We start from the raw sequence: 25,430 nt of genomic DNA, 5'->3' as shown, positions 1-25,430 counted from the left end.
TTTTCGTTTCGCTCAAGATAGGTAGAGGTCAGTGCACATACCAGCGCTTTCCCACTCTTGCCCACATTGACGCGGCGCGTTACCAGCAGCCCATGCCCAGATACGCGTTGAAAGTAGAATACCAAGGGGAACCGTTTGCCGGGTGGCAGCGGCAAAAGGAATTGCCGTCTGTTCAAGGCGCAATCGAACAAGCCTTGTCACGTATTCAACCCGGTGATCACACCATTGCCGCAGCCGGACGTACCGATGCTGGCGTGCATGCGCTGGGTCAGGTTGCCCATTGCGATCTGGTCAAGGAATGGGACCCATTCCGCCTGTCTGAGGCACTGAACTATCATTTGAAACCGCAGCCTGTGGCCATCGTAAAGGCCGCGCGGGTCGACGATGACTGGCATGCCCGGTTTTCAGCGCTGGAACGGCAATACCTGTTCCGAATTCTGATGCGTCGTGCACCCGCAACTCATGACGCCGGGCAGGTTTGGCGGATCAATCACCAACTGGACGTCGACGCGATGCAGGCCGGGGCCGACATGCTGATCGGGCGGCATGACTTTACCACGTTCCGATCCTCGATCTGTCAGGCAGCAAGCCCGCTCAAAACGCTGGATGAACTGCGCGTTGAACAGGTTCAGGGGTTTTCCGGTCCCGAGGTTCATTTCCATGTCCGCGCCCGATCCTTCTTGCACAATCAGGTACGCAGCTTTGTAGGGACACTGGAACGCGTCGGAGCTGGGGCCTGGACGCCGGAAGATGTGCGGGACGCGCTGGAAGCGGCCGACCGTTCGGCCTGTGGGCCGGTTTGTCCGCCGCAGGGGCTGTATCTGGCGCGGGTCGGGTACCCAGAGCCGGTTTTTGACTAGATCGCGCGCAACAGCAATCCACCTGCGATTACTGCGATCAGCAGCCCTGCAACCAGCTCAATCGTAGGCGCAAGCACCGATGCAAACCGCGTTGCTGACGCTGAGGCCAATAGACCGCCGCGCAAACCGAACGACGTCCATCCGACCAGAGTCGTAACCGTCGCCGTGCCCAGCGCCATGGCAAAGGCACCGGCGATACCGACCATAGCGATGCCCATCTGCCAGGTCAGTATCAGCACGAACAGAGCTCCGGTGCAGGGGCGCGCTGCGATGCCCGCAATCAGCAGCGCGGCTTCTCGCAGGCTGCTGACATTTGCCACCTCTTCGGCAGAGGGACCGTGGCGATGGCCACAATCAACGCAGACTTCATGGTCATGGTGATGATGATCATAGCCGTGGTCGTGGCGATGGTGCGCGGTTTCATTTCGATGGCGTCGCACAAAACTACGAACGGACCGGAAAATCAGCCACAACCCAATCGCCACAATTGCGCCATAGCTGATCGGCGCCATGATTTGTTCGGTAGTCCCCACTAGACTTTGGCGAGACATCTGGAACACCAGCACCCCGGCATAGACCAGTACAACCGCGGTTACTGCCTGCCCCAGACTGGACAAGAGGCTAATGGCCGACAGGCGCAGAAACGCCACATTTCGGCCCAAGCCATAGCCGCCAATCAACACCTTGCCATGGCCGGGCCCGATGGCGTGAAAGAACCCGTAGGCAAAACAGACCGTCAGCAGAGTTGCTACGGCTTCGGGTTGCTCGGCGCGCGCAGCGCGCAGCGAACGGGCAATCTGGTTCTGAAACTCCCGCTGCTCACCGGCAGCCCAGGCGGCCAGATGGTCAAAGCCGCCGCTGCCCCAAAACCACAGCAACAAACCGATGGCGATTGCGACAGGTACGATCAGGTATTTGGACATGAAACGCGGATCTCGGTCGCAAAGTTTTCGCCAACAAGCGGAATATCGTTTTCTTCAAGGTCGTAGTCGGCGTCCAGCGTTTTCAGGAAGGCCTGCATCTGAGCCAGTTGGCCGTCAATATCAGGTTCAAACCGGTCGATCTGGCATGAAAGCGGTCCCGAGACGGTGACCGGGCGTGTCACTTCATAAGCCGTATAGTAAGTTTCGTCGAAGGCTTTGGCGGAAAGTGCCGCCGTTGGAACGGAACCGCCTTCAACCTCGCGCAAATGCGTGGTCACGATGCGCCCATCCTCGGTCGTCGCATGCGGTTCCAGCGGACCTGACAGCGACACCGGCTCGCCGTTGGAAAGCACGACCAGATCGCCATTGTATCCCTCGACCCACTCCGCATCGAAGCCTGACAGAAACTGCTGTTCTGCTTCAGTCAGAACACCGTCGGCATCCTGGTCCAGGTTCATGTCCTCAAGGACAAGCAGTGAATAGAACTCGTCATAGGCCCAGGTTACGCGGACATGGGTCAGATTACCCGCATCATCCACGATGAATTCAAGCCCCGTGTCGATAAAGACATGAGGATGAGCCAGTGCCGGTATCGGCAGACAGCAGGTCAATAGGAACACAAGCCAGCGCATGGACGAAAGATAGGGTTTTGACCGGCGCCCGGCAATGTGTTTCACAGCAGCCATGCGAAAAGCGGCCAAACTGCCTAACTGGGCGGGAACAAAACCAAGGTCTGCAAGGCGGTTCCAACCGGCCCTTCGGTATCGAACAGAACCGACTGCGACATTCCTATTCCCGATGGTTGCCAGTGGGATACCGATTGCGAGGCAAGCCATTCCGAGACGGGCTCGCGGTGAATTTGAACGGTCAGGTCCGTGTTCATGAACCCCATTTCAGTGGTCGGCGCGTTCCAGGAAATGCCATTTCCGCAATCGGCCAACGGACATAACGCCTGAATGGGCGACTGCGTTTCTCCTTCCAACAGCGAAGGCGTGCGCATCCAAATCGTCTTTGGGCCTGCACTCTGATTGCCGCCTTTGGGGTAAAGAATGTCCGAATGATTTGCGAACCCCGGTAGATCGTGCCGCGTTTCGCCAATCGGGAATGGGCCGGTTACGGCCCCTTCAAGATTGGGCGCAGACATTGTGACATTTGGAACTGGTCCCAGTTCACGCAGCACCAAGTGCATTGTCGTGGCCGTTGCACAGAGCGTGTCGTCCAAATCGTGCACAGTGACCCGCGTGGTCGCCAAGGTTTTAGTGTGGCGCGTGGTTTCTGCGGCAACGCGCAATCCTGTCAACGGAAGAGGCCGTAACAGATCCACTGTCAGCCGGGTCAGCATCTTTTCCGGCCCGACCTCTGTCTCTGCGGCGCGAACGATTAAACCTGCGATCGGACCGGCGTGGCAGTGATCCGGGGACCACGGCCCACGGGCCGGATCGTTGCCAACAAAGGCCCCGTCCGGGCTGAGGCGAAAGTAAGCCTGTTCATTCAGGTCGGGTTTCAGGACCATCTCACACCTCAGACTTTTTCCTGTGTATGCTTCTTTAACTCGGCCCGCGCCACCTGGCGACGGTGAACAGCATCCGGTCCGTCAGCCAGGCGCAGAGTCCGCACATGGGTCCATGCCGTGGCCAATGGCGTGTCCTGACTGACCCCCTGCCCGCCAAACATCTGCACGGCCTCGTCAATGACTTTCAATGCGACGCGCGGCGCAACAACCTTGATCTGGCTGATCCACGGGGCCGCCGCACGTGCATCGCCCTGATCCATGTACCAGGCCGCCTTCAGGCACAGCAGGCGCGCCATTTCGATCTCCATCCGACACTCGGCAATGATATCGTAATTGGCGCCCAGCTGCGCCAGTTTCTTTCCAAACGCCTCGCGCTGTAGCGACCGTTTGCACATCTGTTCCAGCGCCGACTCGGCCTGACCGATCGCGCGCATGCAGTGATGAATTCGACCCGGCCCGAGACGACCCTGAGCAATTTCGAACCCACGCCCTTCGCCGAGCAGGATATTCTCGGCCGGAATCCGCACGTTGCTAAAGCGGATATGCATGTGGCCGTGCGGCGCGTCATCATGGCCATAAACATGCATCGGGCGCAGAATCTCGATCCCTGGCGCATCCGCAGGCACAACGATCATCGATTGCCGTTTGTGTTTAGGCTGCTCGTCACCTGCCGTTTTGACCATGACGATATAGACTTGGCAACGGGGGTCACCCGCCCCCGATGACCACCATTTTTCACCGTTCAGAACATAGTCATTCCCGTCCCGCACACAGGACATCGATACATTCGTGGCATCTGATGAGGCCACATCCGGTTCCGTCATCAGGTACGCCGACCGGATTTCGCCGTTGAGCAGAGGTTTTAGCCACCGCTCTTTCATCTCGTTCGAACCATAACGTTCGAACACCTCCATGTTGCCGGTATCAGGGGCGGAGCAGTTGAACACTTCAGCTCCAAGCGGCGTCTTGCCCATCTCTTCGGCAAAATAAGCGTATTCGACCGTGGTCAGGCCAAAACCTTTGTCGCTGTCAGTCAGCCAAAAGTTCCAAAGACCGGCTGCCTTTGCCTTAGCCTTCAGCCCTTCCAGGATTTCCGCCTGCCGCTCGGTGTATTGCCAGCGATCGCCCTTGTCGATTTCGGCCTGATATTCTTCTTCCAGCGGCATGATCTCGTCCCGGATCATATCTGCCACACGCTGCAGCAACGCGCGGTTTTCTTCGCGCAGACCGAATGACATGTTCATGAGATTCCCTCCTCAGACCCAAATACCGGGCTTTACCTTTGACCAGAGAATGACTTAGCTGCCGACAGGATGTCTAGCTGTGTGACGGTACGTCAACTCAATCAAAATGAAACTGCGGGGGTGAATTATGGCGCTGCTGATCGAAACCGGGCTGACCGATTGGATAAGCGATGATGACATCGCAAATGAAATCCGGAAAACGCTCCCCGGCGCGGACGTGCGGACGCCGGATGCGATAGGTGATGCAAGTGAAATCACTATGGTCGCCGTAGTCGGGTTGAGCAACGATCACCCCAAACGACTGCCGAACCTGCAATTGGTGCAGAAACTGGGTGCTGGCGTCGAAACGATTGTCAGCAACCCACACCTGCCCGATCACGTTCGGATCGCGCGCCTGAAACCGGATGCACCCGCACAAGGTATTGCCGAGTGGTTCGTCGCCTACATCCTTCACCATCAGCGCAACATGGCATTTCACGAAGCTGCCCAGCGCAGGGCGGAATGGTCGCCAAAAGAACCCGTTTTCACTCCGGAAACAGTCGTGGGCGTGCTAGGTCTGGGCCATATCGGCGCCCGCAGCGCCAAGATGCTGCGCGCCATCGGATTTCAGGTCATGGGGTGGAGCCGATCCCCGAAGGACATCGAGGGCGTGACCTGCCTGCATGGCGAAGACGCGCTGCCCGAACTTTTGGGCCAATGTGATCATGTATGCGCCATTCTGCCGTCCACACCGCAAACCATCGGGTTGTTCGACGCACAAATGCTGGCGGCCATGAAACCCGGCAGTCAGTTGTTGAATGCCGGACGTGGCGACCTGATCGACGAAAACGCACTGATCAAAGCGCTGGACCGCGGCGTGCCCGGTCACGCTGTTCTGGACGTCACCAGCAAGGAACCGCTGCCGTCAGACAGCCCGCTGTGGTCCCATCCAGGTGTCACGATCACGCCGCACGTTTCGGGCTGGCATCTGGGTGAGGCGCTGGCCGACGTGGCCGAGAACTTCAAACGGTTGTCCGCTGGAAATCCATTGCTGCACGAAGTCGACCGAACCCGCGGTTATTGATCCTGATTCAAGGCGTCAGAACCCAGTTCCCGCTGGCATCCCGGCAATTGCGGGTTCTGACCTCGCGCGATTGATCCGCGCCTGCAGGTTCGATGAAATATTGAAAGTGGACGCAGTTGTCCCGAACGTCGCGCACGCGGATTGTACCTTTGGATCCGGTCTCTTCGTTCGACCAGCTCCGCTCGGTGCCGACCTGAGGCATTCCATCCGCCAGCATCGCATTGGTTGTTGCGTTGACGACGTTAAAGTCCGCCGGGCTCAGCCCCATTTCGGCGATGATTCTCGAAAGAGGCTTGGCCTGCGCGATGGAGCCCGCGCCTATAAGAACCGCTACTGCAATTAAGGGTGAAATCCAGGCTTTCATGATCTTCTCGCCTTGCTGAAATAAGTTTGGCCACAAGACTATACCGCCTGCGTACGGGGGCCAAGCCCGCCGACCGACCTTCAAATAATACCGAACAAACCTATTGCGACTAGGACGCTAGGACGGCCTGATCAATCCACGCATAGTACCGCAAACACGAACCAGAGGCACGAAATGGCACAGCCCACATATTATGCGCCCACCGGCGGACACCCCGGACAAGACCAGCTTTTGACCGACCGCGCCATGTTCACGGACGCCTATGCGGTGATCCCAAAAGGCACGATGCGCGACATCGTCACCAGCTATCTGCCCTTCTGGCAAGATACGCGCCTTTGGGTACTCTCGCGGCCCCTCAGCGGGTTTGCCGAGACGTTCTCGCAATACATTATGGAGGTACAACCAGGCGGCGGCAGCGACCGGCCCGAAACGGATCCTCAGGCTCAGGGCGTCCTGTTTGTGGTCGAGGGCGAGGTGACACTGACGCTGAATGGCGACGTTCATGTGCTGAACACTGGCGGTTACGCCTATATCCCGCCCGGTTCCGACTGGACACTGCGCAACCGGGCCCAAGAAACCGCCCGTTTTCATTGGGTTCGCAAGGCTTACGAGGCTGTCCCCGGACTACCAACCCCTGACCCGATCATTACGAATGAACGTGACGTCCCACCGGTTGAGATGCCGGGAACCGAAGGGCGCTGGTCCACGACGCGCTTCGCCGATCCGCAGGATCTGCGACATGACATGCACGTCAACATCGTCAATTTCGAACCCGGAGGCGTGATTCCATTCGCCGAAACTCACGTCATGGAACACGGGCTTTACGTGCTGGAAGGCAAAGCGGTTTATCGGCTGAATCAGGATTGGGTCGAGGTAGAGGCTGGCGACTACATGTGGTTGCGCGCCTTCTGCCCGCAGGCCTGTTACGCAGGCGGACCGGGGCGTTTCCGCTATTTGCTGTACAAGGATGTGAACCGGCACATGCCGCTGACGTTGTCCAAACGCTAGGCTTTTAAACGCTTTTTTCGGTCAGGGGTTCACAGGAGCGCGTGAATCTGGTGAAATAACAGCGGTTTTTAGCACTGGAGATTGTTCAATGGTACTGCGTGTAACAATGCTGGCACTGGCAGCAGGAATTGGTTTGACAGCATTTGATGCAACGCCTGTCGCCGCGAGAGAAGAAACCAAGCAGGTGTTCGTCATGAGCCGCACCTGGGCGGTAACGCAGGTCTCGGATGCTCCGGTCGTGTATCGCGCGACGCGCGACAACAACAACCTGAACCCCTTCGGCCCGCCGCCACGCCTGCGCACTATTCAGGCCATTGCTGCCATTCAGCAGGCAACCGGATGCCGCCCGATCGTGGGCAGCATGTACCAGAACATTTCGGGCCAGTTCTTTTCGCAGGTCAGCTGCAACTGACCAAGGGTCAGAACGGGCATTGAGCTATTGGCAGAGCGCTGCCATAGCTTGCGCATGAAACTTGCAATCAACGGATTCGGCCGCATTGGCCGCACGATCCTGCGGCAGCTGCTGGCTTTGCCGCAGGACACGGATATTGAGCTGATGCTGATCAACGACATCGCCCCGCTTGAGACCTGCGCTTACTTGTTCAAATACGACAGTACCTTTGGCCCCTACCCCGGCACCGTGGAACAGGGCGATGCAGCGCTTGTCATCGACGGGCACACATTTCCGGTGACGCACAGCCCTAATCTGACCCATGTCGATCTTTCGGGCGTGGACGTTCTGATGGATTGCACCGGCGTCGCCCGTAGTTCAGACGTTGCCAGCCAGGGCCTGACTGCCGGGGCCAGCAAGGTGCTGATCTCTGGTCCATCGCCGGCGACCGAGATCACAATCGTTCTGGGCGCTAACGAAGACCAGTTGGGGAACGCGCGGATCGTCTCCAACGCATCGTGCACAACCAACGGGCTTGCGCCTCTGGTCAAGGTACTGGACGGGATCGGTGGGATCGCCTCGGCGCACATGACCACGATCCACTGCTATACCAACAGCCAACCCATGGTGGACGCGCCTCGCGGCGATCTGGCCCGTTCTCGGGCAGGTGCTTTGTCGATGGTTCCCACAACGTCCAGCGCAACCCACCTAATTGACGAAGTCTTACCTCATCTCGCAGGCCGCATCTCAGGCGCCGCTGTACGTGTTCCCACAGCCAGCGTATCCGCCGTAGATTTAGTCGTGACGCTGGAACGCGGGATGTCTGCAGAGGCGTTTGAAGCTGAACTTCGCGGCGCCATAGAACAGTCACCCGTTCTGGGTTGGACCGATCATCCGCTGGTTTCTGCGGACCTGCGCTCAAGGCCGGAGTCGCTGGTAATCGCAGGCCCGGAAACACGGATGGTCGGCGAACATCAGGTGCGTGTCTTCGGCTGGTATGACAATGAGTGGGGGTTTTCAGCACGTATGCTGGACGTCGCCCGCCTTATGACGCAGCACTGACTTTGCGGTGACGCAGCGGGCGGGCTCGCCCGCGCGCTGCCCGGCCCAACGGGTCCCAAGCATCTTTGATGCGCAGGGACCGGGCGGGAGAGCCCTACCCTTCGACAACCTCGTACGGGGTGTCGAACCAGAACTCCTCCAGATTGTCGCCCTGACCGATCCGGTCGATCACGGCAAACAAGCCTGGCCCGTGCAACGGTGTCAGCACACCGTGCCATGTTCCCCGATGATAGTTCACGACCTGTCCAGGCTTGGTCACAAACGCCTGCGGTCGCCCCGGTCGCCCGCCTTCGTCTGGTGCTACGACGACCAAAAAAGGCTGATGGGTCATCGGAACAAAGGCCTGACTACCCTCTGGGTGCCGCTCGACCATATCCAAGGGATATGGCAAAGACCGCGGATTGGCATTGAACAGGCTGATTCCGGCTTGCCCGTCCGAAAAGTCCAACCGCGCACGATCGTGGTATCGACCGCATTGGCCTTGATTGATGATATTGTCCGGATCGCCCGCCACCTCGATCACATCCCCGAAGGCGGCAAAAGCCTCGGCCGTAAGCGGAGAGATTACGATGCGGCCATTCATAACGGCAAAATATCCTGCAGACGGAACCGGGCGATCCGCTCAACCTGACGACAAGCCTCGACGAATTCGGTGTCGCGATCCTGTTCGATCCGTCGTTGGAACGCCTGCAGGATCGACGCCTTGTCGTGATCACGCACTGCGATGATGAACGGAAAGCCGAACTTCTCGGTATACGTCTCGTTTAATTTGGTGAATGCCGCACGCTCTTCGTCAGTCAAGGCATCCAAACCGGCCGAGGCCTGTTCGGACGTGCTTTCCTGCGTCAAACGCTTCGCCTGCGCCAGTTTGCCTGCCAGATCAGGGTGCGCAGTCAGAACCCCCAGCCGCTCTTCTTCAGAGGCCGAGCGAAATATGCGAGTCAGGGCACTATGCAACCCGCCCGCCGTATCGTGGGCAGGACCCAATTCCAGCTCATAGGCGCGTTCGGCGATCCATGCCGAATGCTCGAAGATACCGCCATAAGCCGCCACAAACGCGTCGCGCTCCATCTGCGAGGGCTTCGGGTGATGCACAGGTGGATGATGCGCCGCCCAATGTTCTGCAATTTGTAATCGCGTTGCGAACCACACGTCAGAAAATCCGCGCGCATAGTCCAGAAACCGTTTCAGTGCCATCACCCTGCCCGGCCGTCCGATCAGACGGCAGTGCAAACCGATCGAGAGCATCTTGGGTGCGCCGGTTTCTCCCTCGGCATAAAGCGCGTCGAAACTGTCTTTGAGGTAGGAATAGAACTGGTCACCCGCGTTGAAGCCCTGTGGCGTGGCAAATCGCATGTCGTTGCAGTCCAGCGTGTAAGGCACGATCAGCTGATCCCGCCCGCTTGTTTGCATCCAGTACGGCAAATCGTCGGCATAGGTGTCGGCCACATAGGCAAAACCACCTTCCTCGGCCACCAGTCGCACGGTGTTTTCCGAACACCGCCCGGTGTACCAGCCTTGCGGACGCTCACCCACGACCTCGGTATGCAGGCGAGTGGCCTCTGCGATCTGGGCGCGCTCTTCGTCCTCGGGCATATCCTTGTGCTCGACCCATTTCAGCCCATGGCTGGCGATCTCCCATCCTGCTGATTTCATCGCAGCCACCTGGTCGGGCGAGCGCGCCAAAGCCGTTGCGACGCCATAGACGGTGATCGGCAGATCCTGCATCAATCGATGCAAACGCCAGAACCCCGCACGCGAGCCGTATTCATAGATCGATTCCATATTCCAATGGCGTTGGCCGGGCCATTGCGCAGCCCCTACGATTTCGGACAGAAACGCCTCGGACGCCGCGTCGCCATGCAGCACGCAATTTTCGCCGCCCTCTTCGTAATTCAGCACGATCTGCAAGGCCAGCTTCGCCCCGCCGGGCCACTTGGCGTCTGGCGGATTGGCGCCGTATCCGATCATGTCACGGGGGTAGCGAGGCGGTTGCATGGCATCTTCCATTCTTGATCTTTTGGACAGCTTTAGCCCAGAAATGCGCTGATGATTATCAAATCAATCCGAACGCTGTTTCGGGTTCTTTCGGCATTTCCTCTGTTTTGAACTTTGCGCCACACTGCGACAAGGTGAAAGACAAATCAAAGGAGAGACCCGTGGCTGGCTATCTGACGACCCATGTTCTGGACACTGCGCGCGGCTGCCCGGCCGACGGGTTGAGTATTGCGCTCTACCGTGTGTCGGGGAATTCCCATCGCAAGATCGCCGAGATGGAGACGAACTCGGACGGGCGCACCGACAGCCCGATCCTGCCGCAGGGCGCATTCCAAACCGGGACCTACGAGTTGATCTTTTTTGCCGGAGACTACCTGCGCGCAACAGGCCAGGCGGCTGAAGACCCGCTGTTTCTGGATCAGGTGCCAATTCGGTTCGGCATGTCTGATGCCCAAGCGCATTACCACGTCCCACTGCTGCTGTCCCCCTATGGCTATTCGACCTACCGGGGAAGCTGAAGCACTCCCGCCCGTCGGTTGCCCCTGACGGGGCACCTCCCGTTGGGCCAAGCGCCGCGCCCTTCAGGCGCGGCGTGGGTGTGACATCGTATTTCCATCCGCCTAAACCTGCGCTGACGCGCTGCGGCCTTGCCGCGGCGCCGGGCCCAACGCTGTGTGGCGCCCGAAGGGCGCAAACAGGGGCGAGAGATTTAGGAGATCGAAGCTTCAGAACCACGCACAACCTTACCGATCCGCGCGATCATAAATTCCATGAACAGGCGCGCCTTTGGGTCCTGATGGCGGCGATGTGTGTAAAGGCAAGCCATTTGCACGGGTACCGGAGGCGTTTCGACAGCAACCGGCACAAGGCGACCCGAACTGAGGTGTTCAGCCACCTCAAAAACCGGCTTCATCGCGATCCCCTGCCCTGATAGCGCCCAATCTGTCAGCACATCCCCGTCATCACATTCAAAACGACCGGAAACCGCAAACCGCTTGGGTCCGTCCGGCGTTTCCAACAGCCATTGAAATTCGGTTGCACCTGGAAATCGCAAATTCAGACATTCGTGGCGTTGCGAAATCAGGTCCGCTCCGGTCATCGGCATACCCCGACGGTCAACGTAAGCCGGGGCGGCGCATAAGACACGCTGGCAATCGGCAATCTTGCGGATGCGCAAGGTGCTGTCTTCGGGCTGACCAATAAAAAACGCCAGATCCAACCCCTCGGTCGTCAGGTCGACGGACCTGTCGGTCAGCCGCAGGCGCACGTCGATTTCGGGGTATTCTTCAAGAAACTCAGGTACATGTGGCGCCAAGACCCTGCGGCCGACACCCAGGGGCGCCGCTACGAACAGCGATCCGCGCGGCGCTTCGGTCAGGTGCACGACCTGAGCCTCGGCCTCGTCCACCGCATCCAAAACCGCGACCGCTCCGGGATAGAACGCGCGACCTTGCTCGGTTGGGCTGAGATTTCGTGTCGTCCGCTGAAACAAGCGAACGCCCAGATGATCCTCAAGCTGGGAAATCCGCGCCGATGTCACCGCTGGTGAAATCCGCAAGTCGCGCCCGGCAGCAGACATGCTGCCCAGATCATAGACCCTGACGAAGGTGCGGATATTATCGAGATAGGACATCTTTTCGTTTTTTTTGATACAGTTTGACAATATCAGGGAATACCGAAGAAAGTGCCTGTTGCCTAGTGTGACGGCAACTAATCGGAGAGCTTTCTCATGTATGACTTCGCCGTGTTCTGGGACTGGATGGCATTTGCCGTGCGTTGGTTGCACGTCATTACCGCAATCGCCTGGATCGGATCCTCATTTTACTTCATTGCGTTGGACCTTGGCCTGAATCGCGACATCCCGGGCCCGGCGGACGGTGAAGAGTGGCAGGTGCATGGCGGCGGTTTCTATCACATCCAGAAGTATCTGGTCGCGCCGGAACGCATGCCGGATCACCTGACCTGGTTCAAATGGGAAAGCTATGCGACCTGGCTCAGCGGGGCCGGATTGCTGATGATCGTCTATTGGGTGGGCGGAGAGCTTTACCTGATCGACGCGCAAAAAGCCGATCTGGCACTGTGGCAGGGTATTCTGATCTCGGCCGCCTCACTGACCGTCGGTTGGCTGATTTACGACTTCCTGTGCAAATCGGGCCTCGGCGAACGTCCCACCTTGTTGATGGTGCTGTTGTTCGTCCTGCTGGTGGCGATGGGTTGGGGATACAACCAGATCTTCACGGGTCGCGCGATGATGCTACATCTGGGTGCCTTCACCGCGACGATCATGACGGCGAACGTGTTCTTCATCATCATGCCAAACCAGCGGATCGTGGTGGACGATCTGAAGAACGGGCGTACGCCTGACCCGAAGTACGGCAAGATTGCCAAGCTGCGCTCAACCCACAACAACTACCTGACATTGCCGGTCGTGTTCTTGATGCTGTCGAACCACTACCCGCTGGCCTTCGCGACCGAGTATAACTGGATCATCGCGGCCTTGGTCTTCCTGATGGGCGTAACCATCCGGCATTACTTCAATACACGCCACGCCCGTGCAGGCGACCCAACCTGGACCTGGCTGGTCACCGCGCTGCTGTTCATCGCCATCATGTGGCTGTCTACTGCGCCGATGTACAAACCTCTGGAAGAGGCCGAGGCGCAGCCACTCACCCCTTACGAACAGAAATTTGCCGCCGCCGATGGTTTTGAAGAGGCCCATGACGTTGTTCTGGGCCGGTGCTCCATGTGCCATGCACGGGAACCGGTTTGGGAGGGCATTCTATGGGCTCCAAAGGGCGTTTTGCTGGAAACCGAAGGCGACATCGCCCGCAACGCTCAGCAAATCTATCTGCAGGCCGGCGTTAGTCACGCAATGCCCCCCGCCAATGTCACCTACATGGAACCCGAAGATCGCGAAGCCATCATCCGTTGGTTCCGCAACGCCGGTTCCTGATCACGAGACCAAGCGACCACACATATCGCAAAATCGGCATCCCGTTCGATAATGTCTTTTCCTCTCGGACGTCTGATGTTCTAAGATGAATGTAATCAGCCGTTGCTGTGCACAAAACGGCGAAATTCATTTCGACTTGGGGCAGTTGGAGCTATCAGATGCCGAGGAGCAGGCCACGAGCCTTTGTGAAGAATTGCCTTCTCGGCGCGCTTGCAGTTACCTTGCCGACCTCTCTGGCCGCATTGGAAACGACCCTGTCGGTTCCGGGTGGTTCCGAAGAACTTGTCGACCGGCTGGAAGAGACTTCTTCGGTCACGACCGCAGAATCCCGCGGATTGGACACACCACTGGAAATCCTCTCAGCAGCCCTGTCTGACTACAGAACGATCGTTCAGATTCTATATGACGAAGGATATTTCAGCCCTGTCGTCAGCATCAAACTGGACGGACAAGAGGCGGCTGAAATCAGCTCGCTCAGCGTACCGGCGCAAATCAACCGGGCGGTCATCACCGTCAACACTGGTCCCAAATTCACCTTTGGTGAGGCGATCGTGCAACCATTGGCGCCCGAGACGGTTCTGCCCGAAGAATTCGCCATCGGTAAGCTGGCCACAACCGGAGCCATTCAGCAGGCATCCTCTGCCGGCGTGCAGGGATGGCGAGACGCAGGCCATGCCAAGGCCGGGGTCGAGGGCCAGAATGTCATTGCGCGCCATGCAGAGGCCAAGCTGGATGCAGAGATAGACCTGGCCCCCGGCCCGCGCCTGCGATTTGGCAAGATGTTCATCAAGGGCGACACGGACGTGCGCCACCGGTCGATTGAGAAGATCGCAGGGTTTCCGTCGGGTGAAGTGTTCTCTCCGGAAAAAATCCAGAAAGTCGGCACGCGGTTACGACGGACCGGAACCTTCAATGTCGTTGCGATTGAAGAGCGGGAGGAACCAAACCCGGACGGAACTTTGGATTTCGACGCAACGTTCGAGGACATGCCCAAGCGCCAGTTGACCTTCGGGTTCGAAATCGCCTCACGCGACGGGATAGACGTGACCGCAACCTGGACACATCGCAACGTGTTCCGGCGGGCGGAACGTCTTCGGTTTGAAGCCGCCATTCGCAACATCGGCGGGTCCGAGGATCTGGACGGCCGGATCGGCCTGCGCCTGGATCAGCCTGACCGGCTGGGCCCTGATGACAGTACATTCTGGAACGCCATTCTGGAGCGGCGAAACACCGACAACTACAATGTGACGCGTGCTTCGCTGGGCTATGGTGCCCGGCGCACGTTTTCTGACCGCCTGTACGCTGAGGCTTCGGCTGGGTTTCAATGGTCCAGTGCCGACGACGCATACGGCGACGACCGCAGGTTCCGGTATTTTATCATCCCCTTCCGGTCGGAGTGGGATCAACGCGACAGCAAGGTCAGCGCAACGCGCGGGTATTATCTGGATTCTCAGATCATGCCGTTTGCCGGATTGTCCGACACCGAGAGCGGCATCCGCTTGTTTTTCGACGGGCGCAGCTATACCAGCCTCGGCACCGGCGGCAGGATTGTTCTGGCAGGTCGTGTGCAGCTTGGATCGGTTATCGGTCCGTCTCCAGACGGGGTGACCCCGGATTTCCTGTTCTTCTCGGGCGGTGCCGGGACGGTGCGTGGCCAACCTTATGAAAGCCTCGGCATCCCCGTTGGCACCGGAGTCGCGGGCGGTAAATCCTTCCTTGGGCTATCCGCCGAAGTTCGGGGCAAAGTGACCGAAGCGATATCTCTCGTCGGGTTTTACGACTACGGTACAGTGGACACGTCATCATTTATCGGCAGCGGTGCCGAATACCACTCGGGCGCCGGGCTTGGGGTACGGTATGATTTGGGCGGCTTTGGCCCACTGCGACTGGATCTGGCCGTGCCGGTTCAGGGCGACACGGGGAACGGTCTGCAATTCTACATCGGGATCGGACAGGCATTTTGATTGGACAGCGCGCATATCCCTTGCTGATCACAGGGCTGATCATATCTGGCCCCCTGCCTGTTGCAGCGCAGGATGAAGGCGGCAGCATGTTAGAGCGGTTCCTGCAGGACACGCTGTCAGGTGACGACCAAAACGTGACCGTCAAAGGCCTGCAAGGGGCACTGAGCGCCCGCGCAACGATCGAAGAAATAACGGTGGCCGACGATGAAGGCGTCTGGCTGACCATCAAGGACGCCCAGCTGGACTGGAACCGCCTCGCCCTGATCCGGGGCCGGTTCTCGGTCAACGCCCTGACCGCGCAAGAGATCGACATTGCCCGCGCGCCCGGCACCACAACGAAAGAAGAAGCGCCAGCTTCGGCTGAAACGCAGCCATTCCAGCTGCCCGAACTGCCGGTTGCCATCGAAATCGGCGAAATCCGGGTGGATGACCTGTCCCTGGGGGAACCGCTGATCGGTGTTGCAGCCGACCTGAGCGTAACCGGCAACCTGTCGCTGGCCGACGGAACGCTGGACACCAATCTGGACGTTATCCGGCTGGATCGCGCGGGGGATGAGATCAAGTTGGCGGCCGGATTCCAAAACTCCACCAGCGAGATCAATCTGGATTTACAGGTGACCGAGGCGTCGGGTGGCCTAATTTCGACAGCGCTGAAAATCCCGGACAGTCCACCCGTTGGATTGACCGCCAAAGGTGCAGGCCCACTGACGGATTTCACCGCGGATATCGGCCTGAGCAGCAACAACCAGATGCGTGTCACCGGGCAAGTTCGCCTGCAGGCAGCCGAGGGCGGCGCAGCTGACGGCATAGCGTTTACCACAGATCTGAACGGCGACCTGACACCGTTTCTGGGGCCGGATATCGATCCGTTCTTCGGCCCGAAATCGCGACTGTACGTGGACGGGCAAACCAAGCCCGAAGGCGCGCTGGATATCTCGGACCTGGAACTCACCACGCAAGCGCTGGATCTGAAGGGCGAGTTGCAACTGGGGGAAGGCAGCGAATTGCAGCTGGCGGCCCTACAGGGGCGTATCACCCCACCAGATGGGCAAACAGTTGTACTTCCAGTTGCAGGGGGCGACACGTCGATAAAGTCGGCGCAGCTATCGGCCCTGTTTGATCGCCAGAACGGCAACCTCTGGGACCTGAGCCTGACCGCGAACGAGTTCGCGTCACCGCAGGCCAAGCTGGGGGATGCCCGGATTACCGCTCAGGGGACTTTGGACCAGGGCGAAGTATTGACGGTCGACGGTGATGTTCAGGCAACGGTCAGCGGAATAGACATGGCCGATCCTGCCCTGAATTCAGCTTTGGGTGAGCGGATTACGTTAGACGGTCAATTCGACTATAGCAGCGACCAGTCCGTGCGGCTGTCCGATTTCGAACTTGTGGGCACTGACTACACCTTGGCGCTGGATGCGCTGATTGACGGCCTGACCAGCGGTTTGACGGTCGATGGCTCCGCATCGCTGGACGCAACCGATTTGGCGCGCTTTTCGGATCTGGCCAAGCTGGACCTTGGTGGGCAGGTTTCGGCTCGGGTCGAAGGAAAAGGCTCGCCGCTTGAGCGCAGTTTCGACGGCAAAGTGGTGGTTCAGGGCCGCGATCTGTCGACGGGCCGTGACGACATTGATCCGGTGATCACCGGGGAAACGACAATCACTCTGGACGGCAGCCGTGGCACCGACGGTATCACAATTCGAGAATTCGATTTGGTCAGCGAGGCGGCCAATGCCGTGGCAAGTGGCTTCGTGACAACTCCGGACGGCAACCTGACCATCGACGGCCAAGCACGAGTCAACGCATCGGATTTGTCCGTATTCTCTGGCTTAGCCAAGCGCGAACTGGGCGGCGCGCTGCAGGCGACCGTCGACGGCAAGGGTACGGTGCAAACGCTGGAATTTGACGGCACAGCGACTGTGATCGGACAGAATATCAAGACCGGAATGACCGATATCGATCCCCTGCTGACAGGCAGAACCGAGATCGAATGGGATGGCGTCAGAACCACTGACAGTATCGATATCCGAAATGCAACCGTGAACGGCAAAGCCCTGAGCGCACAGGTTCAGGCAACGATCGAAGACCCGACCGGCGATCTGTCTGCCGATGGACAAGCCCGGCTGAATGTTCCGGACCTGTCCTTGTTTTCCGGCCTTGCGGGACGTGATCTGTTCGGCTCTGTCGCGGTAAATGTTCAGGGCAGCGGCACACTTTCCAGCCGGGTTTTCGACGTACAGGGAAATCTCGACGCCAACGACATTCAGACTGGTATCGACATCGTGGACAAGCTGATCCAGGGCGAAACGACCCTGACCGTTGATGCCGAAAACGGTGAGCAAGGCCTCGACATCCAGAATTTCCGCCTGAACGGCACCGCCATAGCTGCGACGGCATCCGGGAAAGTGAATCGCGAGTCCGGCGGGTTGGACTATTCGGTCAAGCTTGATGATCTGGCGCGGATCTTGAATACAATGTCCGGCCCGTTGACACTGGATGGGAATGTGGCCCCAACATCGTCCGGGATTGAGGGTACCGCCAACCTGAACGGCCCCGACAGTTCATATGCCAAGCTTGTGGGTACCGTCGACAGCGACGGCTCTGCGGATCTGGACTTTGACGCCAAGTTCAACCGTATCGAAAGGTTCGTTCCCGAGTTTCCCGGCACCATCGCCGCCAATGGCAGCGCAAAGCGCAACAAGGGTGTCTGGACGATCGATGCCAAGGCCGAAGGTCCGGCCCAAATCAACAGCGACGTTTCTGGCACGTTCGATGAAAACACCGGCGAAGCCGATCTCAAGGCGGTCGGTGGTGTAAATCTGGGCATCGCCAACATCTTCATCACGCCCAACAAAATCGACGGGAATGCCCGCTACGACCTGTCTCTGTCCGGCAAGCCCGCACTGGAATCCCTGTCAGGATCAATCACAACGTCAGGCACTTCACTGGCAATTCCGGCTGCAGGACAAACAATCACAGGTATCAGCGGTTCGGTCGAACTTGCGCAAAGCCGGGCTACAGTATCGCTTAGCGGCGGTCCCAGAGCCGGCGGCAACTTTACCGTCAGTGGTCCAATCGACCTGACGCCGCCGTTCAACGCAAATGTTACAACCGCGCTCAACAGCGTCGTGCTAACCGATAAATTGCTTTTTGAAACCACCCTTAACGGGCAAATCGCGATGACCGGAGCCCTGGCCGGGAACAGTTCGATTGCCGGGCAGATCACGTTCGACGAAACCAATATCAATCTGGCGGCTGCGGCGGGGGCCGTAGGTGCCGCGCCGATCCCTGACATCATTCACGTGAACGAAAGCCGCGCCAGCTATGTAACCCGCGAACGCGCGGGCCTTGTCGAGGAAGAAGGCGCGGAAAAGAGCGCGTCTCGTATTGCACTGGACGTCAGCCTGTTGGCACCGAAGGCCGTTTTCGTTCGCGGCCGTGGCGTCAACGCAGAGCTGGGTGGACGTATACACATTGGCGGCACCACCTCTTCGGTCATTCCGTCCGGCCAGATCGAACTGATCCGTGGTAACTTTGACATTCTGGGGCGCAGGCTGGCGCTGACCAAAGGCCTTGTGACGCTGCAAGGTGACCTGACGCCCTATATCGAGTTCGAATCCTCAACCAGCACATCAGACGGCACCGCAACCATCGAAATCGCCGGCCCCCTGGACGCGCCCGAGGTCGACGTCTTTTCCGACCCCGAGCGTCCGGCAGAAGAAGCCCTGGCCATGCTGCTGTTCGGCAACCGTTTCTCGGAACTGTCGCCGTTCGTGATCGCACAGATGGCGGCGTCCCTGGCACAGCTCAGCGGTGCAGGGGGCGACGCGACCAAAGGATTGCGAGAGTCGACGGGCCTGGACACGGTCGATATCGGGGCCACTGAAGGCGGTGCGGGACGTTTGGGTGCCGGCGCTTATCTGAGTGACAATCTGTACACCGATTTCACGGTGAATACCGAAGGCGACACTGAGGTGAACCTGAATCTGGACGTCACCGACAACTTCACGGTCAAAGGCACAGTTGACGGTCGGGGGGAAACCGGCGTCGGGGTGTTCTTCTCGCGGGATTACTAAGCAGAAAGCCGGTTATTACCTGCGAATACCGATCTGCTGGCCGACCTCCGGCGCAGAATCCAAACCGGCGTGATCACTCACCATGCGCTGCAGACGTGCCACGGCCCAGTCCGGGTAAGGCACCGAACGGCCCGTCGTATGACTGACGTTCATGAACAATGCCTCCTGAGTGGCACAAACCACGCCGTCCTTTTCAGACACCATTTGGGCAAAGTAGTGGCCGCGTTTGTGATCCGCGTCCAGCAGGCGAAACCGGATACAGAAAGACTCACCCTCCAGCACCTCGCGCAGGAAATTCATGTGCGATTGCAGGATGTACGGCCCCTGCCCTATGGCCTTGACCTGAGCCTCGCCCAGCCCAAGGTGATCCACCATCAACAATTCCAGCGCGTTGTCGAAGGCGACGCCGTAATAACCAACGTTCATGTGTCCGTTATAGTCGATCCATTCCGGGCGCGCCTTGAACCCGTGGAACTCAACCGGGGCGTCATACGGACCGTCATGTCCGGCCAGTGTTTCAGGCGTCAGCTGCATCAGTTGCTCCTTCGTGGGTTTCAAAGATCGCGACGGCGCGCACGAAACCTGCCGATGCCCCTTTGATCTTGAATGGGAAGCAGGAGATCTCGAACCCCGTGGGCGGCAAGGACTCAAGGTTCGTCAGCTTTTCCATGTGACAATACCCGATATCCATCGACGCCCGATGCCCTTCCCAAATGATCGACGGGTCCTGCGTTTCAGCATACTCTTGCGCCGTCAAGGGAAACGGTGCGTCCCAACTCCAGGCGTCGGTTCCAGTCACACGCACACCGCGCTCGGTCAAATACAAGGTTGCCTCGCGCCCCATGCCGCACCCTTTCATCAGATAATCGGGCTGCCCGTATTGCGTTCCGGCCGAGGTATTCACGACCACGATATCCAATGGACGCAGGTCATGGCCAATGCGCTTTAATTCGGCCTCGACATCCGCCGCCGTCACCACATAGCCATCATCAAAATGGCGGAAATCCAGTTTCACACCGGGGTTCATGCACCATTCCAGCGGAACCTCGTCGATTGTGATGGCCCGCTCTCCCTTGTTCATCGTGGAATGGTGGTGGTAGGGCGCATCCAGATGGGTGCCGTTATGCGTGGCAATCCGCAACCGTTCTATGGCCCACCCCTCGCCCCCCGGAAGGTCCTCTTTCTGAAGCCCGGGGAAAAAAGACATGACCTGTTCAGCAGTCTGATCATGCGTCAAATATTCGATTTCCGGCAGCATGATCGGCGGGTCTGACACGATCCCGGTTTCCAACGGAACGGATAAATCGACAAAGCGGCGCGCCATATGCAACTCCTCCACCAAAGACGGTGACAGGGTTGGCCGCAGTTAACCCGCTGTCAAGGAAAGAAAAAGGCGGCCACTGGGGCCGCCTCTTCCGTGAGAGTGATAGCGTTATTCCGCCGCGATCGCGTCTTCGATCTTTTCGACGCGAATGGCCGAGAACTTGAACTCGGGGATCTTGCCATAGGGGTCGATGGCCGAGTTCGTCAGGATGTTCGCCGCCGCTTCGACATAGGCAAACGGGATGAACACCATATCCTCGGCAATCGCCCGGTCCGCACGCGCCATGATCTCAATCGAGCCGCGGCGGGTGGTCAGACGGATCATCTCGCCCGGTTCGATCCCCATCAGTTTCAGAGTCCGTGGGTTCAGCGAGCAGTTCGCTTCCGGTTCAACAGCATCCAGAACCTTGGCGCGGCGGGTCATCGAACCCGTATGCCAGTGCTCCAACTGACGACCGGTGGTGGCGATCATCGGATATTCATCATCCGGGGCTTCATCCGGCGGGATGACGCTGGCCGGGGTGAATTTCGCCCTGCCATCCGCACGGGGGAAGCCGTCACCGAACACAATCGCCTGACCCGGGTCAGTCTCGCTGAGCGACGGGTAGGTGATGGTTTCGGTTTTCAGACGATCCCAAGTGATGTTGTTGAGCGAGTTCATCGTCAGCTTCATCTCGTCAAAGACCTGAGACACGTCGGTGTAATCCCAGTTCAGCCCGATCCGCTGCGCCAGCTCGACAGTGATTTTCCAATCCTCGCGCGCCTCACCCGGAGGTGTCACGGCCGGACGCACACGCTGCACCTGACGGTTGGTGTTCGACACGGTGCCGTTCTTTTCATACAGCGCCGAGGCGGGCAGGATGATGTCGGCATAATTCGCCGTCTCAGTCAGGAAGATGTCCTGCACGATCATCAGCTCCAGCTTGGCCAGCGCTTCGCGCGCATGGCCCACATCCGGGTCGGACATGGCAGGGTTTTCACCCTGAATATACATACCCTTGATGTTGCCCGCATACGCCTGATCGATGATCTCGGTCACCGTCAGACCCTTCTCGTTCGAGAAGTCGTCCGAGTTCCAAACGTTGTTGAACTTCGACCGGATGCTGTCGTCCGTAACCGACTGATAATCAGGCAGGAACATCGGGATCAGGCCCGCGTCCGAGGCCCCCTGGACGTTGTTCTGCCCCCGCAGCGGGTGCAGACCCGCGCCGGGTTTGCCAACGTTGCCGGTCATCAGCGCAAGGCTGATTAGGCAACGCGAATTGTCGGTGCCGTGGATGTGTTGGCTGACGCCCATGCCCCAGAAGATCAGGCCGGCCTTGGCCTGCGCAAAGGTGCGCGCGACACGGCGCAGCTGATCAGGCTCAATGCCACAGATCGGGGACATCGCTTCGGGCGTAAACTGACGCAGGTGCTCTTTCTCGGCTTCCCAGTTCTCGGTCCAGCGGTGGATGTACTGGCTGTCATACAGCTCTTCTTCGACGATCACGTTCATGATCGCATTGAGCATCGAGACATCCGCACCCGGACGGAATTGCAGCATTTCGTCTGCGAACTTGCGCATACCGACACCGCGCGGGTCCATCACGATCAGCTTGCCGCCGCGCTTGGCGAACTGCTTGAAGTAAGTGGCAGCAACCGGATGGTTCTCGATCGGGTTCGAGCCGATGATGATCGCCACATCCGCGTTTTCGATCTCGTTGAAGGTCGCGGTCACGGCGCCGGAACCCACATTCTCGATCAGAGCAGCAACGGACGACGCGTGGCACAGACGGGTGCAGTGGTCGACGTTGTTGTGGCGGAAGCCCTGACGGATGAACTTCTGGAACAGATAGGCTTCTTCGTTGGTGCATTTAGCCGAACCAAAACCTGCAACATTGCGCGGATCATCCTCGCGCAGCGCTTTCAGCTTGGTGGCGGCCAGATCCATTGCCTCTTCCCAGGTCGCTTCGCGGAAATGGGTGTCCAGATTACCCGGATCGACGTTCAGCCCTTTGGCAGGCGCGTCCTCACGCCGGATCAGCGGCTTGGTCAGGCGGTGTGGGTGGTGGATGTAGTCAAAGCCAAAGCGGCCCTTGACGCACAGACGGCCTTCGTTTGCGGGGCCGTTGATACCCTCAACGTATTTGACCTTGCCGTCCTTGACCTTCAGCGAGACCTTGCAGCCCACGCCGCAGAATGGGCAGACACTTTCGGTTTCAGAGTCATAATCCTTGCTGTCACCCTGCTGCTTGTCGTCCAACACAGTGGCTGGCATCAGGGCACCCGTCGGGCAGGCCTGAACACATTCACCGCAGGCCACACAGGTAGAATCGCCCATCGGATCCTGCTGATCGAACACCACCTGCGCAGTGTGGCCGCGACCTGCCATGCCGATCACGTCATTCACCTGCACTTCACGGCAGGCCCGGACGCAGAGGTTACAATTGATGCAGGCGTCCAGATTAACGCGCATTGCAACGTGGCTGTCATCCAGCAGCGGGATCTTCTCGGCCTCTTTCGCCGGGAAACGGCTGTCGCTGACATCGTTCAGCTTGGCCATGTCCCAGAAATGGCTGGAGGTATCGTGCGCCTCTTCCGGCTGGTCAGCAACCAGCAGTTCCATGACCATGGCGCGCGACTTCTCGGCACGCTCCGTGTCAGTCTTGACCACCATACCGTCGGCTGCGGGACGGATGCACGAGGCGACCAGAGTGCGCTCGCCTTCCACCTCGACCATACAGGCGCGGCAGTTGCCGTCCGGGCGATAGCCCGGCTGCGGCTTGTGGCAGAGGTGCGGAATGGTGAAACCTTGCCCCTTGGCGGCTTCCCAGATGGTCCAGCCTTCGGGCACGGTGACATCTTCGCCGTTCAGGTTGAAGGTGACGGTCTTGGTTGGGCTTGCATCAAGCATGGCTCTGTCTCCCTCAGATTTCGTCAGCGAAATGTTTCATGACAAGGCGGATCGGGTTCGGGGCCGCCTGCCCCAGACCGCAGATCGAGGCATCGCCCATGACCTGACACAGATCCTCCAGCAGGTCCTGATCCCATTTGTCAGCCTGCATCAGCTTGACCGCCTTTTCGCAGCCCGCCCGGCAGGGGGTGCACTGGCCACAGCTTTCATCCTCGAAGAACCGCAGCATGTTAAGCGCCGCATCGCGGGCGGTGTCCTGATCAGACAGAACCACCACGGCGGCGGAACCGATAAATGTGCCATGCGGTTGCAAGGTGTCGAAATCCAACGGGATATCGTCCATCGACGCAGGCAGCAGGCCTGAGGATGGGCCGCCCGGCTGATATGCTTTGAAGGTCTGGCCTTCAGCCATGCCTTCAGCGGCATCAATCACATCCAGAATGGTCGAGCCTGCGGGCAGCAGGTAGACCCCTGGCTTGGCCACCCGGCCCGAAACGGAATAGCTGCGCAGACCCTTGCGACCGTTCTTTTCAGTGCTGTTGAGGCATTCCGGCCCCTCGCGGCACACTTTGGTGACCCAATACAGCGTCTCGACATTGTGCACCAAGGTCGGGCGGTTAAAGACCCCAACCTGCGCCACGAACGGAGGACGGTGGCGCGGCAGGCCCTTTTTACCTTCGATGGACTCGATCATCGCGGATTCTTCGCCGCAGATATAGGCACCAGCACCGCGGCGCAGATCGATATAGCCCTTCTCGACAATCCCAGCGTCTTCCAGTGCTGCAATCTCACGACGCAGGATCTCCAGCACCGCCGGGTATTCATCGCGCATGTAGATAAAGCAGGTCTCGGCCTCGACCGCCCACGCGGCGATCAGCATGCCTTCAAGAAAGACATGCGGCGTACGCTCCAGATAGTAACGGTCTTTGAACGTGCCGGGCTCGCCCTCATCGCCGTTCACGGCCAGATAGCGCGGACCTTCGTTCATCCGAACAAAGCCCCATTTCTTGCCGGACGGGAAGCCAGCGCCGCCCAGACCACGCAGGCCCGAGGACAGGACGTCTTCCTGCACCTTCTCCCAATCGCCGCCATCACGCAACTCTTTCAGCTTGGCGTAGCCGCCGTTTGTCTCGTAAGCGGCAAAGGCTTCGTAATCGGGCAGATGGGCGTGGGTGTCGTTGGCAGCAATTGCGGCCTGCACCTTTTCAGGGGTGGCGTGATCGATATGGTTGTGGCCGATCTCCAACACCGGAGCCGTGTCGCAGCGGCCCATGCAAGGCGCGCGAACAACACGAACCTCTGCCGGGTCCAGCCCATCTTCCAGCGCCTTTTGCAACTGCTGGGCACCGGCCATTTCGCAGGACAGAGAATCACAGACACGGATCGTCAACGCGGGAGGCGGCGTCTCACCTTCTTTCACCACATCGAAATGGGCATAGAATGTCGCGGTTTCGTAGATCTCAGCCTGACCAATCCGCATCTCAACCGCCAAAGCGGCAATGTGGTCGGCGCTGATATGGCCGTGTTCGTCCTGAATCAAATGCAGGAATTCGATCAGCAGATCACGACGGCGCGGGCGATCGCCCAGCAGGCGATGTATCTCAACCTGCGCTTCATCCGTGAACTGACGGCCTTTGGGCGTGTGCCGCCCTTTGCCTTTACCTGACTTCCAGACGCCCTTTGGCGCGCCTGATGGCTTGGTGTCTAATGGTGCCATGATGCCCTCCGATTGAGGCTCCGTGTCTCATCAGAATAGCATATCGTCAAATCGCTTATCGCAATCGCACGATAACGA

Annotated in this window: 21 protein-coding genes; 9 read left to right on the top strand and 12 right to left on the bottom strand. The window is 59.0% G+C overall.

Annotation, left to right across the window (positions count from 1 at the left end; all coding sequences use genetic code 11):
- Positions 1-92 precede the first annotated feature (92 nt).
- Positions 93-860, top strand: coding sequence for a tRNA pseudouridine(38-40) synthase TruA (gene truA / locus MHN28_RS03335; RefSeq protein ID WP_239335904.1), 768 nt, complete (start codon positions 93-95; stop codon positions 858-860).
- Here truA and MHN28_RS03330 read toward each other — a convergent pair.
- The 4 genes from MHN28_RS03330 to MHN28_RS03315 are packed head-to-tail and all read right to left on the bottom strand — an operon-like array spanning position 857 to position 4,540.
- A complete protein-coding gene (locus MHN28_RS03330; RefSeq protein WP_239335902.1) occupies positions 857-1,783 on the bottom strand; it encodes a nickel/cobalt transporter in 927 nt (308 codons plus the stop codon). The two genes, truA and MHN28_RS03330, sit on opposite strands and share 4 nt — an antisense overlap.
- Positions 1,768-2,469, bottom strand: a complete 702-nt coding sequence (locus tag MHN28_RS03325) for a DUF1007 family protein (protein ID WP_370645648.1) — start codon at positions 2,467-2,469, stop codon at positions 1,768-1,770. Before MHN28_RS03325 ends, MHN28_RS03330 begins: the two co-directional genes overlap by 16 nt.
- A gap of 20 nt (positions 2,470-2,489) precedes the next feature.
- Entirely contained in the window at positions 2,490-3,296 is an 807-nt protein-coding gene (locus MHN28_RS03320; protein WP_239335900.1) for a thioesterase family protein, read from the bottom strand.
- 8 nt (positions 3,297-3,304) lie between these two features.
- Positions 3,305-4,540 (bottom strand): acyl-CoA dehydrogenase family protein, encoded by a 1,236-nt coding sequence (locus tag MHN28_RS03315; protein WP_239335898.1) that lies wholly within the window; start codon positions 4,538-4,540, stop codon positions 3,305-3,307.
- 127 nt (positions 4,541-4,667) lie between these two features.
- On the opposite strand from MHN28_RS03315, the gene MHN28_RS03310 reads away from it, so the two are divergent.
- Complete coding sequence (locus MHN28_RS03310; RefSeq protein ID WP_239335896.1) at positions 4,668-5,603, top strand: glyoxylate/hydroxypyruvate reductase A; 936 nt, start codon at positions 4,668-4,670, stop codon at positions 5,601-5,603.
- A 7-nt stretch (positions 5,604-5,610) separates the two neighbouring features.
- On the opposite strand, the gene MHN28_RS03305 is transcribed toward MHN28_RS03310, so the two are convergent.
- The gene (locus tag MHN28_RS03305; protein WP_239335895.1) at positions 5,611-5,967 is read right to left on the bottom strand and encodes a hypothetical protein; all 357 of its coding nucleotides are present in this window, start codon (positions 5,965-5,967) and stop codon (positions 5,611-5,613) included.
- A gap of 174 nt (positions 5,968-6,141) precedes the next feature.
- On the opposite strand from MHN28_RS03305, the gene MHN28_RS03300 reads away from it, so the two are divergent.
- The 3 genes from MHN28_RS03300 to MHN28_RS03290 all read left to right on the top strand — a co-directional run bounded on the left by MHN28_RS03300 (position 6,142) and on the right by MHN28_RS03290 (position 8,428).
- On the top strand, positions 6,142-6,975 hold the full coding sequence (locus MHN28_RS03300) for a bifunctional allantoicase/(S)-ureidoglycine aminohydrolase (RefSeq protein ID WP_239335894.1): 834 nt from the start codon (positions 6,142-6,144) through the stop codon (positions 6,973-6,975).
- A gap of 88 nt (positions 6,976-7,063) precedes the next feature.
- Entirely contained in the window at positions 7,064-7,387 is a 324-nt protein-coding gene (locus tag MHN28_RS03295; protein WP_239335893.1) for a hypothetical protein, read from the top strand.
- Positions 7,388-7,441: 54 nt separating this feature from the next.
- Positions 7,442-8,428, top strand: coding sequence for a type I glyceraldehyde-3-phosphate dehydrogenase (locus tag MHN28_RS03290; RefSeq protein ID WP_239335892.1), 987 nt, complete (start codon positions 7,442-7,444; stop codon positions 8,426-8,428).
- A 94-nt stretch (positions 8,429-8,522) separates the two neighbouring features.
- Here MHN28_RS03290 and MHN28_RS03285 read toward each other — a convergent pair whose 3' ends face one another.
- Positions 8,523-9,011, bottom strand: a complete 489-nt coding sequence (locus MHN28_RS03285) for an ureidoglycolate lyase (protein WP_239335891.1) — start codon at positions 9,009-9,011, stop codon at positions 8,523-8,525.
- On the bottom strand, positions 9,008-10,426 hold the full coding sequence (gene puuE / locus MHN28_RS03280; RefSeq protein ID WP_239335890.1) for an allantoinase PuuE: 1,419 nt from the start codon (positions 10,424-10,426) through the stop codon (positions 9,008-9,010). Before puuE ends, MHN28_RS03285 begins: the two co-directional genes overlap by 4 nt.
- A 161-nt stretch (positions 10,427-10,587) precedes the next feature.
- Here puuE and uraH point away from each other — a divergent pair, with 161 nt between their 5' ends.
- Positions 10,588-10,944, top strand: coding sequence for a hydroxyisourate hydrolase (gene uraH, locus MHN28_RS03275; protein WP_239335889.1), 357 nt, complete (start codon positions 10,588-10,590; stop codon positions 10,942-10,944).
- A gap of 191 nt (positions 10,945-11,135) precedes the next feature.
- On the opposite strand, the gene MHN28_RS03270 is transcribed toward uraH, so the two are convergent.
- The gene (locus MHN28_RS03270; protein WP_239335888.1) at positions 11,136-12,059 is read right to left on the bottom strand and encodes a LysR family transcriptional regulator; all 924 of its coding nucleotides are present in this window, start codon (positions 12,057-12,059) and stop codon (positions 11,136-11,138) included.
- Positions 12,060-12,155: 96 nt separating this feature from the next.
- Here MHN28_RS03270 and MHN28_RS03265 point away from each other — a divergent pair, with 96 nt between their 5' ends.
- The 3 genes from MHN28_RS03265 to MHN28_RS03255 all read left to right on the top strand — a co-directional run bounded on the left by MHN28_RS03265 (position 12,156) and on the right by MHN28_RS03255 (position 19,419).
- A complete protein-coding gene (locus tag MHN28_RS03265; RefSeq protein WP_239335887.1) occupies positions 12,156-13,379 on the top strand; it encodes a urate hydroxylase PuuD in 1,224 nt (407 codons plus the stop codon).
- 158 nt (positions 13,380-13,537) lie between these two features.
- Positions 13,538-15,343: an autotransporter assembly complex family protein gene (locus MHN28_RS03260; RefSeq protein WP_239335885.1), complete on the top strand. Its 1,806-nt coding sequence runs from the start codon at positions 13,538-13,540 to the stop codon at positions 15,341-15,343.
- Positions 15,340-19,419, top strand: coding sequence for a translocation/assembly module TamB domain-containing protein (locus tag MHN28_RS03255; RefSeq protein ID WP_239335883.1), 4,080 nt, complete (start codon positions 15,340-15,342; stop codon positions 19,417-19,419). Before MHN28_RS03260 ends, MHN28_RS03255 begins: the two co-directional genes overlap by 4 nt.
- A 15-nt stretch (positions 19,420-19,434) precedes the next feature.
- Here the strand turns inward: MHN28_RS03255 and MHN28_RS03250 are convergent, their stop codons facing one another.
- The 4 genes from MHN28_RS03250 to MHN28_RS03235 form a co-directional block, all read right to left on the bottom strand.
- Complete coding sequence (locus MHN28_RS03250; protein ID WP_239335881.1) at positions 19,435-19,953, bottom strand: thioesterase family protein; 519 nt, start codon at positions 19,951-19,953, stop codon at positions 19,435-19,437.
- The gene (locus tag MHN28_RS03245; protein WP_239335879.1) at positions 19,937-20,743 is read right to left on the bottom strand and encodes a cyclase family protein; all 807 of its coding nucleotides are present in this window, start codon (positions 20,741-20,743) and stop codon (positions 19,937-19,939) included. The genes MHN28_RS03250 and MHN28_RS03245 overlap by 17 nt, the downstream gene beginning before the upstream one ends.
- Before the next feature lie 108 nt (positions 20,744-20,851).
- Positions 20,852-23,635, bottom strand: coding sequence for a formate dehydrogenase subunit alpha (fdhF, locus tag MHN28_RS03240; protein ID WP_239335877.1), 2,784 nt, complete (start codon positions 23,633-23,635; stop codon positions 20,852-20,854).
- A 13-nt stretch (positions 23,636-23,648) separates the two neighbouring features.
- Positions 23,649-25,352: an NAD(P)H-dependent oxidoreductase subunit E gene (locus MHN28_RS03235; RefSeq protein WP_239335875.1), complete on the bottom strand. Its 1,704-nt coding sequence runs from the start codon at positions 25,350-25,352 to the stop codon at positions 23,649-23,651.
- Positions 25,353-25,430: the final 78 nt, after the last annotated feature.

Source organism: Ruegeria sp. Ofav3-42, from assembly GCF_022347725.1.
In the GTDB taxonomy this organism is placed as follows: Bacteria; Pseudomonadota; Alphaproteobacteria; order Rhodobacterales; family Rhodobacteraceae; genus Ruegeria.
This window is presented reverse-complemented; position numbering and strand designations above follow the sequence as displayed.

What these genes read in the sequence shown, in the direction of transcription:
- MHN28_RS03310 (WP_239335896.1), top strand. Translation starts at nt 4,668, where the DNA reads ATGGCGCTGCTGATCGAAACCGGGCTGACCGATTGGATAAGCGATGAT.
- MHN28_RS03330 (WP_239335902.1), bottom strand. Translation starts at nt 1,783, where the DNA reads ATGTCCAAATACCTGATCGTACCTGTCGCAATCGCCATCGGTTTGTTG.
- MHN28_RS03300 (WP_239335894.1), top strand. Translation starts at nt 6,142, where the DNA reads ATGGCACAGCCCACATATTATGCGCCCACCGGCGGACACCCCGGACAA.
- MHN28_RS03260 (WP_239335885.1), top strand. Translation starts at nt 13,538, where the DNA reads ATGCCGAGGAGCAGGCCACGAGCCTTTGTGAAGAATTGCCTTCTCGGC.
- fdhF (WP_239335877.1), bottom strand. Translation starts at nt 23,635, where the DNA reads ATGCTTGATGCAAGCCCAACCAAGACCGTCACCTTCAACCTGAACGGC.
- MHN28_RS03325 (WP_370645648.1), bottom strand. Translation starts at nt 2,469, where the DNA reads ATGGCTGCTGTGAAACACATTGCCGGGCGCCGGTCAAAACCCTATCTT.
- MHN28_RS03315 (WP_239335898.1), bottom strand. Translation starts at nt 4,540, where the DNA reads ATGAACATGTCATTCGGTCTGCGCGAAGAAAACCGCGCGTTGCTGCAG.
- MHN28_RS03295 (WP_239335893.1), top strand. Translation starts at nt 7,064, where the DNA reads ATGGTACTGCGTGTAACAATGCTGGCACTGGCAGCAGGAATTGGTTTG.
- MHN28_RS03320 (WP_239335900.1), bottom strand. Translation starts at nt 3,296, where the DNA reads ATGGTCCTGAAACCCGACCTGAATGAACAGGCTTACTTTCGCCTCAGC.
- MHN28_RS03265 (WP_239335887.1), top strand. Translation starts at nt 12,156, where the DNA reads ATGTATGACTTCGCCGTGTTCTGGGACTGGATGGCATTTGCCGTGCGT.
- MHN28_RS03245 (WP_239335879.1), bottom strand. Translation starts at nt 20,743, where the DNA reads ATGGCGCGCCGCTTTGTCGATTTATCCGTTCCGTTGGAAACCGGGATC.
- MHN28_RS03285 (WP_239335891.1), bottom strand. Translation starts at nt 9,011, where the DNA reads ATGAATGGCCGCATCGTAATCTCTCCGCTTACGGCCGAGGCTTTTGCC.
- truA (WP_239335904.1), top strand. Translation starts at nt 93, where the DNA reads ATGCCCAGATACGCGTTGAAAGTAGAATACCAAGGGGAACCGTTTGCC.
- puuE (WP_239335890.1), bottom strand. Translation starts at nt 10,426, where the DNA reads ATGCAACCGCCTCGCTACCCCCGTGACATGATCGGATACGGCGCCAAT.
- MHN28_RS03235 (WP_239335875.1), bottom strand. Translation starts at nt 25,352, where the DNA reads ATGGCACCATTAGACACCAAGCCATCAGGCGCGCCAAAGGGCGTCTGG.
- MHN28_RS03250 (WP_239335881.1), bottom strand. Translation starts at nt 19,953, where the DNA reads ATGCAGCTGACGCCTGAAACACTGGCCGGACATGACGGTCCGTATGAC.
- MHN28_RS03290 (WP_239335892.1), top strand. Translation starts at nt 7,442, where the DNA reads ATGAAACTTGCAATCAACGGATTCGGCCGCATTGGCCGCACGATCCTG.
- MHN28_RS03270 (WP_239335888.1), bottom strand. Translation starts at nt 12,059, where the DNA reads ATGTCCTATCTCGATAATATCCGCACCTTCGTCAGGGTCTATGATCTG.
- MHN28_RS03305 (WP_239335895.1), bottom strand. Translation starts at nt 5,967, where the DNA reads ATGAAAGCCTGGATTTCACCCTTAATTGCAGTAGCGGTTCTTATAGGC.